Raw genomic sequence first — 16632 nt, 5'->3', positions numbered from 1 at the left:
CAGCGTAGGCGAGGCGCGTCCCGGCCCGGCGGCCGGAACCCCCTTGCGTTGAAGTGCACTTCAACATCCACACTCCTTCCCACGGCCACCGGACGACGGCGGCCGCAACGGGAGGAACAGTCATGAAGTACCGCACCATCGGCACCGATCCCGCCACCCGCCGCGAGGTGAGCGTCCTCGCGCTCGGCGCGATGCTCTTCGGGTCGGTCACCGACGAGAAGACCTCGTTCGCCGTCCTGGACCACTTCGTCGAGGCCGGCGGCACCTTCATCGACACCTCCGACAACTACGCCTACTGGGTCGACGGCGGCCTCGGCGGCCAGAGCGAGCGGCTGCTCGGCAAGTGGCGGCGCAGCCGCGGCATCGGTGATGCGATAGTCATCGCCACCAAGCTCGGCGCCGAACCGCTCGCGCCCGGCACCGGGTTCATCGACAACCCGGAAGGCCTGTCCGCGAAGGCGGTCCGCGAGGCCACCGAGCGCAGCCGGGAACGGCTCGGCGTGGACAGGCTCGACCTGCTCTACGCACACATCGAGGACCGCACCGTCCCCCTCGGCGAGACCGTCGAGGCGTTCGGGGAGCTGGTGGCCGAGGGAACGGTCGGCCTGCTGGGCGCCAGCAACCACGCCGTCTGGCGGGTGGAACGCGCCCGCGCCCTCGCCGCCGCCGCCGGACTGCCCGGCTATGAGGTCCTGCAGTACCAGCACAGCCACCTGCGCCCCCGGTACGACATCCCCACCCCGCTCTTCGAGGACGGCAGCCTCGGCCACGCCGGCCCCGAGATGCTCAGCTACCTCCGCGCCGAGCCCGGACTGACCCTGGTCGCATACTCCCCGCTGCTCGCCGGCGCCTACACCCGCACGGACAAGCCCCTCCCCGCGGACTACGACCACCCCGGCACCCCCGCCCGGCTCACGGTCCTGCGCGAGATCGCCGCCGAGACCGGAGCCGGCATCAACCAGGTCGTCCTGGCCTGGCAGATCGGCCACCGCCTGCCCGTGATCCCGCTGGCCGGGGCGTCATCGGTGGCACAGCTGAAGGAGAACCTGGCAGCGGTGGACCTGGACCTGACGGACGACCAGCGGGCCCGCCTGGACGCCGCCCACTGATCCGGACGCGGGGCCGGGGCGGCGGGGGTGCGGGGGTGCGGCTGCCCGGCCCGGAGTACCGCCCCACCCCCGCACCCCCGAACCGGCACCGAACGGCTTCCGGAAACGACGAGATCCCGCCCGATCTTTCGATCGGACGGGATCTCGTTTGTGCGGTGGACCTGTGGGGATTTGAACCCCAGACCCCCTCGATGCGAACGAGGTGCGCTACCAGACTGCGCCACAGGCCCTTGCAACGAGTGAAACTCTAGCACCCCGAACGGGGTGCTCGGAAATCCGGTCCGTGCTGGTCAGCCGGGGCGGCGGCGCAGCGGGCCCGGAGGGGGCTCACTCGTTGGCGGCTCTGGGACGTTCCCCGTCCTCGTACTGGTCGAAGAGCGGGGTCCGGCCGCGGTCGCGGGTGCGACGGGGATGGTTGGTGCGCTGGCGCGGCGCCGGGTCGACCGGGGGTGCCGCGGGGTGCGAGGTGCCCGTCTGGGTGGGCTCGGCGGCGCTGGAGCGGGCCGCGCTCCAGGTCTCCGGGTTGCCGACCTCGACGCCGCCGGTGGCGCGCGGGGCGACCGGGGCGGTGACGTAGGTCGGCAGCGGGACCGGGACCGGCTCCCAGCTGTCGCCCTGGGCCCGGCCGCGTTCGCGCTGCTGGTCGACCCACTCCGCGTGGTCCGTCTGCTCGACCAGGGCCCGGCGGCCCGCCTCCTGCGGGGAGACCGCGGGCGCGGGCTCCGGCTCGGGGCGGCGTGCTTCGGGCTCCTCGTCGGGCTCGGCGGGGGCCGCCGCGGCCGGCTGTTGCCTGCGGGTGCGGTTCTCACGCAGGTGCTGCGCCGCCACCTCGGCCCGGCGCCGGTCCATGGTGAAGGCGAACCGGCGCCGCTCCTGGGCCCGCAGATGCACGATGTACGTGCTCAGCAGCACGGCCGGGACCGCGGGCGCCCACAGGAAGTGCAGGCCGCCGACCGCCGCGACCACCGCGCCGAGGGTGAAGGCCAGGAAGAGGACGACGGTGGTGCGCCGACGGCGCGCGAGGACCTGGAGGCGCTGGGCGCGCCGGACGCGCTCGGCGTCCCTTCCGCCCTGGCGCGGGCGTGCGCGCCGGGCGGAAGCCTGAGCCGGTGCCGGTGCCTGTTCGGCGCGCTCCTCGGGCGCGCGCGCCGGGTCGTGCACCCGGGCCTCGGTGTGCGCTTCGGGCGCGGCGAAGGCCCGGACGTCCACGGAGACCATTCGGTCCGTGACGACGTCCGGGTCGGCGTCGGGCTCCGCCTCCTCGGCGGTGCGCTCCCGCAGCTCCTTGGCGTACCGGCGCTCCATCGCCGCCCGTCCGGACAGCAGCCGGATGGCGGTGCTGAAGCGTTCCGTCGGACGGGCTTCGTTGAGCTCGTCCTGCCTGCGGAGCCACATCGGCACCAAGTAGGCGGCCCAGGCCCCGACGATGACTGCGTAGATGAGGCCGCTGCTGCTCACGTCTCACACCGTAGAGGGGTTTGCGCGGGGGCATCCGCCAATTGGCCCGGTGTGTCGCACGATCCGGCTGATATCACGGACTTTTTTTGTGATTGTTCGGATCAACCGTGGGCGTTTGTGCGTTCGGCATCGATCAACAGGCGATCAATATCGAACACTTATTTCATTTCCCGTGGCGTCCCAGGTCGCGACCGGTGCCAGCGCCGAAGCAGCCCGTCGGGCACTTCCTCCGCGGTGAGCGCATAGATCAGGTGGTCCCGCCAGGCGCCGTCGATGTGGAGATAGCGCGGGCGCAGGCCCTCTTCGCGGAATCCCAGTTTCTCCACGACCCTTCTGCTGGGCGCGTTCTCCGGCCGAATGCACACCTCGATGCGGTGCAGTCCGACCGCGCGGAAGCAGTGGTCGACGGCGAGGGCGACCGCGGTCGGCATCACACCCCGGCCGGCCACGTCCTGGTCGACCCAGTAGCCGACATGGCCCGAGCACATCGAGCCCCAGGTGATCCCCGCGACCGTCAGCTGACCGACCAGCCGGCCCTCGTACTCGATGGCGAAGGGCAGCATCCGGCCCGCGTTGGCCTCGGCGCGCAGGTGACGGATCATCTGACGGTACGTGGGCCGCTGGGCCACCGGTCCGCCCGGCGCGGGCGGCGGCACAGTCGCCTCCCAGGGGCGCAGCCATTCGCGGTTGCGCCGGTTGACCTCGCGCCACATGCGCTGGTCGCGCAGCTTGATCGGACGGAGCACGATCTCGCCGTCGCTGAGGACCACCGGCCAGGTCGAGACGTTCAGCTCGGACTCCCCGGTCGGGGGTGATCGCCGCCGCGCAACTGATCGACGGCGTGCACCAGGAGACGGGCGAGGACGGCGAGTCCGTCACGCACCCCGCCCGTGGAGCCCGGCAGGTTCACGATGAGGGTGCGGCCCGCGACGCCCGCGAGGCCCCGGGAGAGCGCGGCGGTGGGGACCTTGTCGCGGCCCTCGGCGCGGATCGCCTCGGGGATGCCGGGGATCTCGTGGTCCAGGACTCGGCGGGTGGCCTCGGGGGTGCGGTCGGTGGGCGAGACGCCCGTACCGCCGGTCGTGACGATGACGTCGTACCCCGCCGCCGCCCCGGCGCGCAGGGCCTGTTCGACGGGGTCGCCGTCGGGCACGACCTGCGGGCCGTCGACGGCGAAGCCGAGCTGCGTGAGCGCCTCGGAGATCAGGGGGCCGCCCTTGTCGGCGTAGACGCCGGCCGAGGCGCGGTTGGAGGCGGTGACGACGAGGGCGCGGTAAGGGGACGGGGCCGGAGCCGGTGGCGTCCCGGGCGCCGTCACGCGTCCGCTCCGTCCGGCCCGGTGCGCCGGGAGTCCTCGGGGCGCCGGTAGTCGCCGGACTTGCCGCCTGACTTCGACTCGACCCGTACGTCCGTGATGGCCGCCGACTTGTCGACCGCCTTGATCATGTCGATCACGGTGAGCGCGGCGACGGAGACGGCGGTCAGGGCCTCCATCTCGACGCCGGTGCGGTCCGTGGTCTTCACGGTGGCCGTGATCTCCACCGCGTCGTCGGCGACGCTCAGATCGACCTTGACCCCGGAGACGGCCAGCGGGTGGCAGAGCGGGATCAGGTCGGGGGTGCGCTTGGCTCCCATGATCCCGGCGATCCGGGCGGTGGCGAGGGCGTCGCCCTTGGGGACCCCTTCGCCGCGGAGCAGCTCGACCACGCGCGGCGAGACGAGCACCCGGCCGCTGGCGCGGGCCGTCCGCGCGGTGACGTCCTTCTCCGAGACGTCGACCATGCGGGCCGCGCCCGCCTCGTCGATGTGCGTCAGCCTGTTCTGCGTACTCAACTAACTCCGCCTCGCGGTAGGGCGCCGGTTGCCCGCACGGCCCGCACCGGGGTGCGGGCCTGGGGCCCGGGGTTGTCCCCGGGACGGCACAGCGCCAGACACCGTACCGCCACCGCCCCGGGATCAGCGGAGCAGGATCACCTCGGTGTCCGTGCCGGGCTCGGCGGAGGTGACGTCCTCGGGCAGCACGATGAGCGCGTCGGACTGGGCGAGTGCGGCGATCAGATGCGATCCGGAACCGCCGACGGGGGTGACCGTGCCGGCCTCCGCGTCGTACGTACCGCGCAGGAACTGGCGCCTGCCGGACGGTGAGGTGAGTGCTTTGTCCGTGCTCAGCGCGGCCCGGACCGTGGGGCGGTGCACGTCCTTGAGACCCATCAGGGTGCGGATCACGGGCCGTACGAACAGCTCGAAGGAGATGTACGAGGAGACGGGGTTGCCCGGCAGCGCCAGCAGCGGGGTGTGGTCGGGGCCGATCGAGCCGAAGCCCTGCGGCTTGCCCGGCTGCATGGCGAGCTTGCGGAAGTCGATGCCGCTGCCGGGCTCGTCCTCGTCGCCCACCGAGGACAGGGCTTCCTTGACGACGTCGTACGCGCCGACGCTGACGCCTCCGGTGGTGACGACGATGTCGGCCCGGATCAGCTGGTCCTCGATCGTGGCGCGGAGCGTATCGGCGTCGTCGGTGACGGCGCCGACCCGGTACGCGATCGCTCCGGCGTCCTTGGCCGCGGCCGTGAGCGCGAAGCTGTTCGAGTCGTAGATCCGGCCGCCCGTCAGTTCCTCGCCGGGCTGGACCAGTTCGCTGCCGGTGGAGATGACGACGACGCGCGGCCGCGGCCGCACCTTCACCGTCGAGCGGCCGATCGCCGCGAGCAGGCCGATCTGCGGCGGGCCGATCACCGATCCCGCGCCCAGCGCCAGATCGCCCGGCTTCACGTCACTGCCGCGGGCCCTGACATGGGCGCGGGCCTCCACCGGGCGGTGCACCCGGACCTCGCCGCCCGCTCCCTCCGGGGCCTCCCGCAGGGAGCGCATGGTGTCGGCGGGGCCGCCGCCCGTACCGCCGTCGGTCCACTCGACCGGGACCACGGCCTCGGCACCGGCCGGCAGCGGGGCGCCGGTCATGATCCGGGCGGCCTCACCGGGGCCGAGGCTCCGGTCGCCGGGCAGTCCGTCGCTGCCCGCCGCGATGTCACCGACGACGGTGAGCACAGCGGGGAACTCCTCGTCGGCGCCCTCGACATCGGCGACGCGGACCGCGTACCCGTCCATCGAGCTGTTGTCGAAGGGAGGCAGGGCGATCTCCACCATGACGTCCTCGACGAGGACGCAGCCCTGGGCGTCGTGCAGTTGCAGCTCGATGGGTTCGAGCGGTCGCACCGCGCCGAGAATGTCGTCCAGGTGCTCGTCCACCGACCAGATCGTGCTGCTCAAGGTGCTACATCTCCTCAGTGACGTAACTGCGGAGCCAGGTCTTGAAGTCCGGGCCCAGGTCTTCACGTTCGCACGCGAGTCTGACAATGGCACGGAGGTAATCGCTACGGTCACCGGTGTCATAGCGGCGGCCCTTGAAGACGACACCGTGCACCGGGCCGCCGGCCTTCTCGTCCTCGGCGAGGAACTGAAGGGCGTCGGTGAGCTGGATCTCGCCGCCGCGTCCCGGCTCGGTCCTGCGCAGTATGCCGAAGACGGCGGGGTCCAGTACGTAGCGGCCGATGACGGCGAGGTTGCTGGGCGCCTCGGCCGGTTCGGGCTTCTCGACGAGGCCGGTGACACGCACCACATCGCCCTCGGCGGTGGGCTCGACGGCCGCGCAGCCGTACTGGTGGATCTGCTCCGGCGCGACCTCCATCAGCGCGATCACGCTGCCGCCCTCGCGCTCCTGGATCTCGACCATGCGGGCCAGCAGCGGGTCGCGCGGGTCGATCAGGTCGTCACCCAGGAGGACCGCGAACGGCTGGTCCCCCACGTGCGGTGCGGCGCACAGCACGGCGTGGCCGAGGCCGCGCGGGTCGCCCTGCCGGACGTAGTGCATGGTGGCCAGGTCGCTCGACTCCTGGACCTTCTTGAGCCGTTCGGCATCTCCCTTGCGGGTGAGCGCGGACTCCAGCTCGTAATTGCGGTCGAAGTGGTCCTCCAGCGGACGCTTGTTGCGGCCGGTGATCATCAGCACGTCGGAGAGACCGGCGGTCACCGCTTCCTCGACGACGTACTGGATCGCGGGCTTGTCGACCACAGGCAGCATCTCCTTGGGAGTGGCTTTGGTGGCCGGCAGGAAGCGGGTACCGAGTCCCGCGGCCGGAATGACAGCCTTGCTGATCCTGGGGTGCGACTGAGTCATGCGCAGAACCATAACCGGTGCGTATGTGAGGAAGATGAGCCTCCGGTTAACTTTGTACGCCTATACGCACATACGCACATGCGAGAGATCCGGGGGTGCCCGTTGAGCACTGAGATGTCCCGAAAGGCGCTGCTCCGACGTGAACTGCTGGCCGCGCGACGCCTTCTGACCGGGGAAGACGTGGAGAACGCCGATTCGGTTCTGTCCGGGAACGCATTGTCTCTTCCGGAGTTGTCCGGGGCCCGTACCGTCGCCGCGTACGTCTCGGTGGGCACCGAGCCCGGTACCCGCACTCTGCTGGACGCGCTGCGCGCCCGGGGCGTGCGGGTGCTGCTGCCGGTGCTCCTCGCGGACAACGATCTGGACTGGGCGCCGTACGAAGGGCCCGGTCGTCTCGTCCGGGCCGGCCGCGGGCTGCTGGAGCCGGACCGGGAGCCGCTGGGCCGCGACGCCGTCCTGGAGGCCGACGCGGTCCTGCTGCCCGGGCTCGCGGTGGACGGACGCGGGATGCGGCTCGGCCGCGGCGGCGGCAGCTACGACCGGGTGCTGGCGCGGCTCGCTGCGGCGGACGCGCATCCGGCGCTGATCGTCCTGCTGTACGACGACGAGGTGGTCGCGCGGGTCCCGGAGGAACCGCACGACCACCCCGTCGATGTGGTGGTGACACCGGCCGCTGTCCGCCGGCCAGGCTCTATGGCTTGAGGGTCAGGGTGTCGGTCGTCGACTTGCCGACGGCGTTGGTGCCGAAGGACCAGTCGAGCAGTTCACCGTTGGCCCACTTGTCGGTCTGGTCGGTGTAGTGCGCGCTGAACGCGTGCCCGGAGGCGCCGGTGAGGTTGATCCAGCGGGACTTGTCCCAGTCCCCCACGTTGACCACCATCCGCATCGACGGCACCCAGACGACGTCGTAGCCGCCCGCCGCGTTCCAGCCGGTGGCGTTCACCGCGGCCTCGCCGCCGCCCAGGTTCCACGGGCCGCGGTTGAGGGCCAGCTGGAGCAGGCCGGGGCCCTCGGTGCCGAGGGTCTGGTTCTTCAGGGTCAGCTGGTGCAGCCGGCCCCAGCTCCAGGTGGTGATGTCCTTGCCGAGCTTGGCGGTCAGCTCCCAGCGGGCGTCCTCCATGGCGCGGGCGAAGAGCTGGTCACGGTTCTCGGTCGGCTCGTCCCGGCCGCTCTTCGGCGCCTTCCACCAGTCGCTGTTCTCGTCGTCAATCAGGTCGGCGACCACCTTGTACCAGCGGTCACCGCCGTCGGGCTGGGCGGAATCCGCGTCCCGCTGGCCGCACTCGCGCACCAGCCTGTTCTGCTCGTCGACCGGGCCCGAATCGCCGGCCCGGGGCACGTTGAGGCACTCGCCCTCGACCCGCAGCTCCTTGGGCAGTTTGTTGCCGAAGGCCAGCTTGAGGATGTTGCGCCAGACCGCGTTGAAGTACGCGGCCGCGGCCGAGTCGGACTCCTGGGTGTAGTCCCAGCCCTCCAGGAGCTTCTGCGCCTCGCGGACGCTCTTGTCCGAGACATTGATCTTCATCAGCTCGGGCACCAGCAGCGCGGCGATCTCGCTGGTGTTGTCCATCTGCATCTTCTGCATGTCTTCGGTCGAGATCTTCCCGCCGCCGTTGATCTTCGACTGGATGAGGTCGTCGATCCGCCGGCTGCGGCTGCCGTAGCCCCAGTCCTTGGTCAGCAGGTGCGGGTACTTCTTCTCGTCGATGACGGCCTGGTTGGCGGTGACGATGTAGCCGCGCTTCGGGTTGTACTCGTAGGGCAGCTCGTCGAACGGGATCGGCTTTTCCTTCCAGCCGTACTTCGAGGACCAGCCGGGGCTGGGCAGCGTCCCGTCGCCGTCGAGGCGGACCGGGATCTTCCCGGGTGCCTGGTAACCGATGTTGCCGTCGGTGTCGGCGTAGATGAGGTTCTGCGAGGGGACCTCGAAGTGCTCGGCCGCCGCCCGGAAGGTCTTGAAGTCCCTGGCCCGGTTCAGCTCGAAGACGGCGTCCATGGACTTGCCGGGGTCCAGCGCGGTCCACTTCAGGGCGACCGCGTAGCCGTCGGCCCGGTCCGGGGCGGAGTTGGTGACGGGGGCCTTCTGGCCGACCTTCTCCATTTCGCTGCTGCGGTCGGAGACCAGCGGGCCGTTGTTGGTCTCGCGGATGGTGATCGTCCGGTCCTTGCCGCCCGCGACCTTGATGGTCTCCTCACGGGTGGTGAAGGGCTTGACCTTGCCGTCGTACAGGTAGCCGTCGCCGGAGACCTTCTCCAGGAAGAGGTCGGTGACGTCCGCGCCGAGGTTGGTGAAACCCCAGGCGATGTCCTGGTTGTGGCCGATTATCACACCGGGCATGCCGGAGAACGTGTAGCCAGCGGTGTCGTACTGGCACTTCGCGCTGATCTCGCGGCAGTGCAGGCCCATCTGGTACCAGAGCGAGGGCAGCTGCGGCGCCAGGTGCGGGTCGTTGGCGAGCAGCGGCTGGCCGGTCGTCGTGTATTTGCCGGAGACCACCCAGGAGTTGGACCCGATGCCGTTGCCGTTCGGGCCGAGCAGCGCCGGGATCTGGTCGAGGGTGTCGGAGAGCGCGGAGAGCTGGGTGTTCAGGCCCTCGGTGGCGCCCTGCGCGGTGTCCGAGCCGATGCTGTCCAAGGGGGTCGCGTCCGGGTCGAACTTCCCGGTGACCGGGGAGATCGCGCCCTGGTCGACGATCGGCCGGTGCTTGTCGTACGGGTACGCCGGGTAGAGGTCCTCGATCTGCTTCGCGTCGAGCCTGCTGGTCATCAGCGAGCGGTCGATCTCGTCCTGCATGTTCCCGCGCAGGTCCCAGGCCATGGCCTTGAGCCAGGCGACCGAGTCGACCGGGGTCCACTCTGACGGCTTGTAGTCGTTGGTGAAGCCGAGGGCCGCGTACTCGACGGAGATGTCCTTGCCCTCGCGCCCCTTGAGGTAGGCGTTCACGCCGTCCGCGTACGCCTGGAGGTTCTTCTTGGTCTCCTCGGACAGGACGTTGTCGTACTCCTCCTGCGCGACCTTGCGCCAGCCCAGCGTGCGCAGGAAGGAGTCCGTCTCGACCTGTCCGGAGCCGAACATCTCGGAGAGCCGGCCGGCCGTCATGTGACGGCGGACGTCCATCTCCCAGAAGCGGTCCTGCGCCTGGACGAAGCCCTGGGCGCGGAAGAGGTCGGCGTCCGAGTCCGCGTACAGCTGCGGGATTCCGTAGCTGTCGCGTTTGACGTCGACGTTCCCGTCGAGGCCGTCGAGCTTCGTCGACCCGGTCGTCTGCGGGTACGAGGCCCGCACGGTGGATACGGACCAGAACGTCCCGTAACCGATACCCGCGACAAGCGCCAGCACCAGGACGATCACGATCAGGCGGGCACGTCGCCCCTTCTTCCTGCCGGTCTTCGCACCGACGGCACCGGCCGAACCGGTGGTGCCGGTGGAACCGGAAGGGGCGGTTGTCTTGGCGGGCATCGCTGTCCTTCGAGGGGCAGGTGGTCCTGGGAGTGCAGGAGCAACCATAGGCGCAGCGCCGGGACGGCTCTGACGCGGCATCGGGATGATTCGAATCGCGTAGCGATCGTACGAATGCTCGAAGGCATCAAGAAAGCGTTAAAGATTAGGTAAGGTAACGAAGTACCGGCCGCCAACGGCCGATGCCGAGGGGTGATCCGGTCGATCCGGTCGCACCGTCCGATCGGATCGAATTCTTCGACCGGATCGCTTCGTCCGGTCAGGCCGATTCGTCCGGTCGGATCGCTTCGTCCGGTCGGATCGCGTCGTTCGACCGGATGGCGTCGTTCGATCAGATCGATTCGTTCGACTCGGCAGGCGCACGCAGGGAAGGAACGGCCACTGTCTGTCCACACGCTCAACGAACTCCTGCTCGTCTGCTCACTCGTGCTGCTCGTCGCGGTGGTGGCGGTGCGCGTCTCGTCCCGCAGCGGGCTCCCCAGCCTGCTCCTGTACCTCGGTATCGGGATCGCCATGGGGCAGGACGGCTTCTTCGACGTCAAGTTCGACAACGCCGAGCTGACCCAGGTCATCGGCTATGCCGCACTGGTCGTGATCCTCGCCGAGGGCGGCCTCGGCACGAAGTGGAAAGAGATCAGACCGGCGCTGCCCGCCGCGGCGATGCTCTCGCTGGTCGGCGTCGCGGTGAGCGTCGGTGTCACGGCGGCCGGGGCGCACTACCTGGTCGGCCTGGACTGGCGGCAGTCGCTGATCATCGGCGCGGTCGTCTCGTCGACGGACGCCGCCGCGGTCTTCTCCGTGCTGCGCAAGGTGCCGCTGCCCGCCCGGGTCACCGGCGTACTGGAGGCCGAGTCCGGCTTCAACGATGCCCCCGTGGTGATCCTGGTGGTCGCCTTCTCCACCAAGGGGCCGGTGGACAGCTGGTACGTACTGGTCGGCGAGATAGCCCTGGAGCTCGCCATCGGCGCCGCCATGGGCATCGCCGTCGGCTGGCTCGGCTCGTACGGGCTGCGTCGCGTGGCACTGCCCGCGTCCGGCCTCTACCCGATCGCCGTGATGGCGATCGCGGTGTCCGCGTACGCGGCGGGCGCCCTGGTCCACGGCAGTGGCTTCCTGGCCGTCTATCTGGCGGCGATGATCCTCGGCAACGCCAAGCTGCCGCACTGGCCCGCCACCCGCGGCTTCGCCGACGGGCTCGGCTGGCTGGCGCAGATCGGCATGTTCGTGCTGCTCGGCCTCCTGGTCACGCCGCACGACCTGCTCGACGACTTCTGGCCCGCGATCATCGTGGGCCTGGTGCTGACCGTGGTGGCGCGTCCGCTGGAGGTCTTCATCTCGCTGGCGCCGTTCCGGCTGCCCTGGCAGGAGAAGGCGCTCATGTCCTGGGCCGGGCTGCGCGGTGCCGTGCCCATCATCCTGGCGACCATCCCGATGGTCGCCGGGGTCGAGGGCTCCACCCGCGTCTTCAACATCGTCTTCGTGCTCGTCGTCGTCTACACCCTCATCCAGGGGCCGACCCTGCCCTGGCTGGCGAAGGCTCTGAAGATCGCCGAGGATCCGGCCGAGACCGCCGACCTGGGCATCGAGTCGGCGCCGCTGGAGCGGCTGCGCGGTCATCTGCTGTCGGTGGCCATCCCCGGCCGGTCGAAGATGCACGGCGTGGAGGTCGGGGAGCTGCGGCTGCCCGCCGGGGCCGCCGTCACCCTCGTCGTACGGGACGGCAAGAGCTTCGTACCGGCACCCTCGACCGTGCTGCGGCGCGGCGACGAGCTGCTGGTGGTCGCCACCGATCCGGTGCGCGACGCGGCGGAGGAACGGCTGCGCGCGGTCGGCGAGGGCGGCAAGCTCGCGGGCTGGCTGGGGAAGACAGGCGGCCCGAAGACGCCCCACTGAGAGCACCCCACCTAGTGGGCACTTTCGATCCGAGGCATCGATGGAGTCCTTGCGCACAATCACAGGTGCGCAAGGACCTCTGCCTGTATCATCAAGGGGCTCGATCACCCTCTGATTTACGGGACCGATCGAGCCCGATCGACGAAACCGATCGACCGACCCGATCACCGAAACCGATCGGCCGACCCGATCGTCGAAATCGATCTACCAACCGATCGACCAACCTGAACGACCAACTCTGCCTGACGCAGAGCTGGCGCGACCGTATGGCGGTCGTGGCGTCCTCCGCCTCTGCTGAGCGCCCGGCATCTACCGCAGTCCCGCGCGAAGAGGACAGCTCTCGGCAGCACCCACGAACGAGCCCGCACCCATCCGTGCCGGCCACCCCGCGGGAGCTCGGCCACCAGGCGGCAGAAAGGCATGGACCGTGGCGTCCACGGTCACCGACCGCCCCGGTTACGGGCAGCTGCTGCGCACCCCGGGTGCGTGGACATTTCTTCTTCCGGGCTTCGCCGCACGGCAGCCCTTCGCGATGCTGACCATCGGCATCGTGCTGCTGGTCCAGCACACCACCGGCTCGTACGGCAGCGCGGGCGCCGTCGCCGCCGTGACCGGTGTCTCCATGGCCCTGTTCGCGCCGCAGACCGGCAAACTCGCCGACCGCTTCGGCCAGCGTGCCGTGCTGCTGCCCGGCGTCCTGGTGCACGCGGCGTCCGTCTCGGCGCTGACGGCGCTGGCGCTGGCGGACGCGCCCCTGTGGGCGCTGTTCGTGGCGGCCGTGCCGACGGGTGCGTCCGTTCCGCAGGTCGGACCGATGGTGCGGGCCCGCTGGGCGGCCGCCCTCGGTGCGGCACCCGGCCGCGAGGCCTCGCCGCTGATGCCCACCGCTGCCGCCTTCGAATCGGTGACGGACGAGTTCACCTTCGTCATCGGACCGGTACTCGCCACCGCGCTGTGCACAGGGGTGCACCCGGCGGCCGGTCTGATCACGGAGGCCGCGCTGACCCTGGTCGGCGGGCTGCTCTTCGCCGCACAGCGCCGCACCCAGCCCACGGTGCGCAACGCCGACTGCGGCACCTCCCAGCGGCGGGCATCCGCCCTGTCCGTACCGGGCGTGCGGGTGCTCGCCGTGGCCTTCCTCGGGATCGGCGCGGTCTTCGGCGGCATGCAGGTCTCGCTGACCGCCTTCGCCGAGGAGATCGGCCGCCCGGGAGCGAACGGTCTGCTGTACGGGGTCTTCGCGGCCGGCAACATGCTGGCCGGGATCGCCTGCGGTGCCATCGCCTGGAAGAGCGGGCCGCGGCGGCGGCTGATCGTCGGGTACGCGGCACTCACCCTGACCGCGTCCGGGCTGTGGGCGGTGCACTCGGTGCCACTGCTGGCCGGGCTCGGGCTTCTGGTCGGGCTCTCCATCGCCCCGGCCCTGATCAGCGGCTACACGCTGGTCGACGCCCTGGTCCCGGGGTCCGCCCGGACCGAGGCCTTCACCTGGCTGACCGGCTCGGTCGCGCTCGGCCAGGCGGCAGCGGTGACGGTCGCCGGACGGCTCGCGGACGCCCACGGGGCCAGCACCGGTTTCCTGGTGCCGCTCGTGGGGACCGCACTGGCCCTGGTCACCCTGGTTTCGCTGCGTTCCAGGCTCGCGGCCGCCGCCCCGGGACGGACCGTGGCACGTGGTGTCGGTCACCGGAAGCCGGTCACGGTGGACTGATGCTGCGGAATACGTCAGTATGGAGCGTCGTTAGCACTCATCGAGTCAGAGTGCCAGGAGGAGCAAGTGCCGACCTATCAGTACCAGTGCACCGAATGTGGCGAGGGCCTCGAGGCGGTGCAGAAGTTCACCGATGACGCGCTCACCGTGTGCCCGAGCTGCGATGGACGCCTGAAGAAGGTGTTCTCGGCGGTCGGCATCGTCTTCAAGGGTTCCGGTTTCTACCGGAACGACAGCCGCGGCTCCTCGTCGAGCAGCACGCCGGCTTCGTCCTCGGCGAAGGCCTCCGGTTCCGCTTCGTCGTCCGACTCTTCGTCGTCCGCGTCCTCGACGTCGGCTTCCACGGGGTCCGACTCGAAGTCGTCCGCGTCTTCTTCCGCGGCCTCCGCCTCCTCTTCCTCTTCTTCGAAGAGCGGCACTTCGGCCGCCTGAGTCGCACACCGCACCGCGCTTCCACCGGGAGCCCCGCCCGATCCGTTCGGCGGGGCTCCCGGCGTTTTCGCACACCGATACTGTGACCGCATGGTGAACGCAGAGATCGGTGTCATCGGCGGCTCGGGCTTGTACTCCTTCCTGGAGGACGTCACGGAGGTGAGCGTGGACACCCCGTACGGACCGCCGAGCGACTCCGTCTTCCTCGGCGAGGTCGGCGGCCGCCGGGTCGCTTTCCTCCCCCGCCACGGACGCGGCCACCACCTGCCGCCGCACCGCATCAACTACCGGGCCAACATGTGGGCGCTGCGCTCCGTCGGTGTACGTCAGGTGCTCGGCCCGTGCGCGGTGGGCGGCCTGCGCCCGGAGTACGGTCCGGGCACCCTGCTCGTGCCGGACCAGCTGGTGGACCGCACCAAGGCCCGGACCCAGACCTACTACGACGGGGTGCCCCGGGCCGACGGGGCGGAGCCGAACGTCCTGCACCTGGGCTTCGCCGATCCGTACTGCCCCGACGGGCGCAGGGCCGCGCTCGCGGCGGCTCGGGCGAAGAACTGGGAACCGGTGGACGGCGGGACGCTGGTGGTCGTCGAGGGGCCGCGCTTCTCGACCCGGGCGGAGTCCCGCTGGCATGCGGCGATGGGCTGGTCGGTGGTCGGGATGACCGGTCACCCGGAGGCCGTCCTCGCCCGTGAGCTGGGCCTCTGCTACACGACGATGACCCTGGTCACGGACCTGGACGCGGGGGCGGAGGCCGGCGAGGGCGTCTCGCACGGGGAGGTGCTGAAGGTGTTCGCAGCCAATGTGGACCGGCTGCGCTCGGTGCTCTTCGACGTGGTGGCCGCACTGCCCGTGGAGGCGGACCGGGACTGCCCGTGCTCGCACGCGCTGGACGGACTCAAGACGGGGATCGAGCTGCCTTAGCGCGATGGTCGGGGCGGGTGCGGCATGAGTGGGTGACGGAGTTGTCCACAACTCCGGGGCTCTCCACAGGCCTCGGTGGGAATCTCGCGAGCGGTGGAGCATGGGGGTGTTCGTCCGAAACTCCCCATGACTCCTCGCAGCAGGTGGTGTCGACCATGTTCGCGTCTTCCGCACCCATTCCGTCATCCTCTCCGTCGTCTTCGTCGTCGTCCTCTCCGTCCTTTTCATCGTCGCCTCCGTCCTTTTCATCGTCGCCCGTGTCTTCTCCGTCGTCTTCGTCGTCGGCGCCCCCGCCCTGTGGGGTACCTGCGTTCGAACCTCTGCGGGTGCGCGGAGGCGGCGGGCACCGGCTGCGGCGGGCGTTGTGGCGGCAGCGTCGTGCTCTTGCGGCCGGGCTGGCCCTGACGGCCGCCGCGCTCGCCGCCACGGGGCTGGGCGGTGGCGGCGCGGGTGCGGGCGGCGATGCCGCGTACGGGGCGGGGGCCGGGAGTACGACGGGGGCGCTGCCCGAGCGGGCGCGGCGACCGGCTCGGTTGGTGTCCGCGCCGGTCCGGATCGCGGATGCGGGGGCGGTGCGCTTATTGCGCCCGGGTGACCACGTGGACGTGATCGCCGCCGGGGAAGCCGGATCCGGGGCCGAGGTCGGGGCCGGTGCGGGGGCAGGAGCCCGGGTGCTGGCGAAGGGTGCGCGGGTGGCGGAGGTGCCGCACAGCCCGGCAGGCGGCTCCGACGGCTTCACGGAAGATGGTGCGCTCATCGTGCTGGCCGTCCCCCGGGAGACCGCCACCGCACTGGCCGGCGCCGGCATCTCGTCCCAACTGGCGGTGACTCTGTGTTGATTCGCGCTGATGACCGGTCAAGTCACCCTGCCAAACCAGAGGATTGGGTGGTTTCTACGCGTACTGCCGGCCACCGAGGGCATCCGGATCCTGTGGGGTTCGGTACTCGTCGCCACCCTCAGCGTCCTGATCACGGCAGCCGCCGAGTACTTCCTGATGGACTTGCCCATGGCCAAGTACTTGGCCAAGCGGGCGGCGACGCAGGCCGCGAAGGAAGGGGCGCAGGAGACGCTGGAGGTGAGCGGACTGGAGGTACTGAAGGAGATCCGCGACGCCCTCGTCTCGCAACGCGGCGGCCCGGCGGGCGGGACCGGCGAGAACCCCGGCCAGGGTCACGACCAGTAAGCGCGACACACAGCGGAAGAACCGGCGGCGACGCCGCCGGACCACCACGGAGCTGGGAATCAGATGTGGTGGGGCGGCTTCTCGTCGAGGAAACGCGCCAGATCGGCGGCGCTGCCACCGGCCGGGGCCCGCTCGCCCCATCCTCGGTCCGTATCGTCCGCGGATTGCTGGTCCAGCGGATCGTCGAAGATCAGAGCCGGTTTCGGTTTCGGCCCGTCCGGCTGGGAGGGCTTCGAATCACGCGGGCCGGGGGCGGGGGCGGTGCTCATACGTCAAGGGTACGGCGA

At 70.6% G+C, this 16632-nt stretch carries 15 protein-coding genes, 1 tRNA gene and 1 pseudogene; 8 read left to right on the top strand and 9 right to left on the bottom strand.

Annotated features, from left to right (window positions below):
• Nucleotides 1-122: 122 nt before the first annotated feature.
• The gene (locus ACIRJP_RS17600; protein WP_404174359.1) at nucleotides 123-1109 is read left to right on the top strand and encodes an aldo/keto reductase; all 987 of its coding nucleotides are present in this window, start codon (nucleotides 123-125) and stop codon (nucleotides 1107-1109) included.
• Between the two features lie 156 nt (nucleotides 1110-1265).
• Here ACIRJP_RS17600 and ACIRJP_RS17595 read toward each other — a convergent pair.
• The 7 genes from ACIRJP_RS17595 to galU form a co-directional block, all read right to left on the bottom strand.
• Nucleotides 1266-1339, bottom strand: a tRNA-Ala gene (locus ACIRJP_RS17595).
• 97 nt (nucleotides 1340-1436) lie between these two features.
• Nucleotides 1437-2567 carry a gephyrin-like molybdotransferase receptor GlpR gene (gene glpR / locus ACIRJP_RS17590; protein WP_404174356.1) on the bottom strand — a complete coding sequence of 377 codons (1131 nt, stop codon included), beginning with the start codon at nucleotides 2565-2567 and terminating at the stop codon, nucleotides 1437-1439.
• A 158-nt stretch (nucleotides 2568-2725) separates the two neighbouring features.
• Nucleotides 2726-3337, bottom strand: a complete 612-nt coding sequence (locus tag ACIRJP_RS17585; RefSeq protein ID WP_404174353.1) for a GNAT family N-acetyltransferase — start codon at nucleotides 3335-3337, stop codon at nucleotides 2726-2728.
• A 17-nt stretch (nucleotides 3338-3354) separates the two neighbouring features.
• A complete protein-coding gene (locus ACIRJP_RS17580; RefSeq protein WP_404174350.1) occupies nucleotides 3355-3885 on the bottom strand; it encodes a molybdenum cofactor biosynthesis protein B in 531 nt (176 codons plus the stop codon).
• Nucleotides 3882-4400 carry a cyclic pyranopterin monophosphate synthase MoaC gene (gene moaC, locus ACIRJP_RS17575; protein ID WP_404174347.1) on the bottom strand — a complete coding sequence of 173 codons (519 nt, stop codon included), beginning with the start codon at nucleotides 4398-4400 and terminating at the stop codon, nucleotides 3882-3884. Before moaC ends, ACIRJP_RS17580 begins: the two co-directional genes overlap by 4 nt.
• A gap of 123 nt (nucleotides 4401-4523) precedes the next feature.
• On the bottom strand, nucleotides 4524-5834 hold the full coding sequence (gene glp / locus ACIRJP_RS17570) for a gephyrin-like molybdotransferase Glp (protein WP_404174344.1): 1311 nt from the start codon (nucleotides 5832-5834) through the stop codon (nucleotides 4524-4526).
• A 4-nt stretch (nucleotides 5835-5838) separates the two neighbouring features.
• Nucleotides 5839-6741, bottom strand: a complete 903-nt coding sequence (galU, locus tag ACIRJP_RS17565; protein ID WP_404174341.1) for a UTP--glucose-1-phosphate uridylyltransferase GalU — start codon at nucleotides 6739-6741, stop codon at nucleotides 5839-5841.
• A 114-nt stretch (nucleotides 6742-6855) separates the two neighbouring features.
• Here galU and ACIRJP_RS17560 point away from each other — a divergent pair, with 114 nt between their 5' ends.
• Nucleotides 6856-7443 carry a 5-formyltetrahydrofolate cyclo-ligase gene (locus ACIRJP_RS17560; protein ID WP_404174338.1) on the top strand — a complete coding sequence of 196 codons (588 nt, stop codon included), beginning with the start codon at nucleotides 6856-6858 and terminating at the stop codon, nucleotides 7441-7443.
• Here the strand turns inward: ACIRJP_RS17560 and ACIRJP_RS17555 are convergent.
• Entirely contained in the window at nucleotides 7433-10201 is a 2769-nt protein-coding gene (locus ACIRJP_RS17555) for a penicillin acylase family protein (protein ID WP_404174335.1), read from the bottom strand. The genes ACIRJP_RS17560 and ACIRJP_RS17555 overlap by 11 nt on opposite strands.
• Before the next feature lie 408 nt (nucleotides 10202-10609).
• Here ACIRJP_RS17555 and ACIRJP_RS17550 point away from each other — a divergent pair, with 408 nt between their 5' ends.
• The 6 genes and pseudogenes from ACIRJP_RS17550 to ACIRJP_RS17525 form a co-directional block, all read left to right on the top strand.
• Nucleotides 10610-12094, top strand: a complete 1485-nt coding sequence (locus tag ACIRJP_RS17550; protein WP_404174628.1) for a potassium/proton antiporter — start codon at nucleotides 10610-10612, stop codon at nucleotides 12092-12094.
• A gap of 427 nt (nucleotides 12095-12521) precedes the next feature.
• On the top strand, nucleotides 12522-13805 hold the full coding sequence (locus ACIRJP_RS17545) for an MFS transporter (protein WP_404174332.1): 1284 nt from the start codon (nucleotides 12522-12524) through the stop codon (nucleotides 13803-13805).
• Nucleotides 13806-13871: 66 nt separating this feature from the next.
• On the top strand, nucleotides 13872-14237 hold the full coding sequence (locus tag ACIRJP_RS17540) for an FmdB family zinc ribbon protein (RefSeq protein ID WP_404174329.1): 366 nt from the start codon (nucleotides 13872-13874) through the stop codon (nucleotides 14235-14237).
• A gap of 90 nt (nucleotides 14238-14327) precedes the next feature.
• Nucleotides 14328-15161, top strand: a complete 834-nt coding sequence (locus ACIRJP_RS17535; RefSeq protein WP_404174326.1) for an S-methyl-5'-thioadenosine phosphorylase — start codon at nucleotides 14328-14330, stop codon at nucleotides 15159-15161.
• Nucleotides 15162-15487: 326 nt separating this feature from the next.
• Nucleotides 15488-16000, top strand: coding sequence for an RcpC/CpaB family pilus assembly protein (locus tag ACIRJP_RS17530; protein ID WP_404174323.1), 513 nt, complete (start codon nucleotides 15488-15490; stop codon nucleotides 15998-16000).
• 69 nt (nucleotides 16001-16069) lie between these two features.
• Nucleotides 16070-16345 (top strand): annotated as a pseudogene (locus ACIRJP_RS17525) (large conductance mechanosensitive channel protein MscL); the annotation flags it as partial.
• A gap of 59 nt (nucleotides 16346-16404) precedes the next feature.
• Here the strand turns inward: ACIRJP_RS17525 and ACIRJP_RS17520 are convergent.
• Nucleotides 16405-16614: a hypothetical protein gene (locus tag ACIRJP_RS17520; RefSeq protein ID WP_404174320.1), complete on the bottom strand. Its 210-nt coding sequence runs from the start codon at nucleotides 16612-16614 to the stop codon at nucleotides 16405-16407.
• Nucleotides 16615-16632 lie beyond the last annotated feature (18 nt).

The sequence above is a fragment of the Streptomyces sp. NPDC102437 genome (assembly GCF_044765565.1).
Lineage (GTDB): Bacteria > Actinomycetota > Actinomycetes > Streptomycetales > Streptomycetaceae > Streptomyces.
The sequence above is the reverse complement of the archived record's forward strand: the minus strand, read 5'-3'. Positions and strand labels throughout refer to the sequence as shown.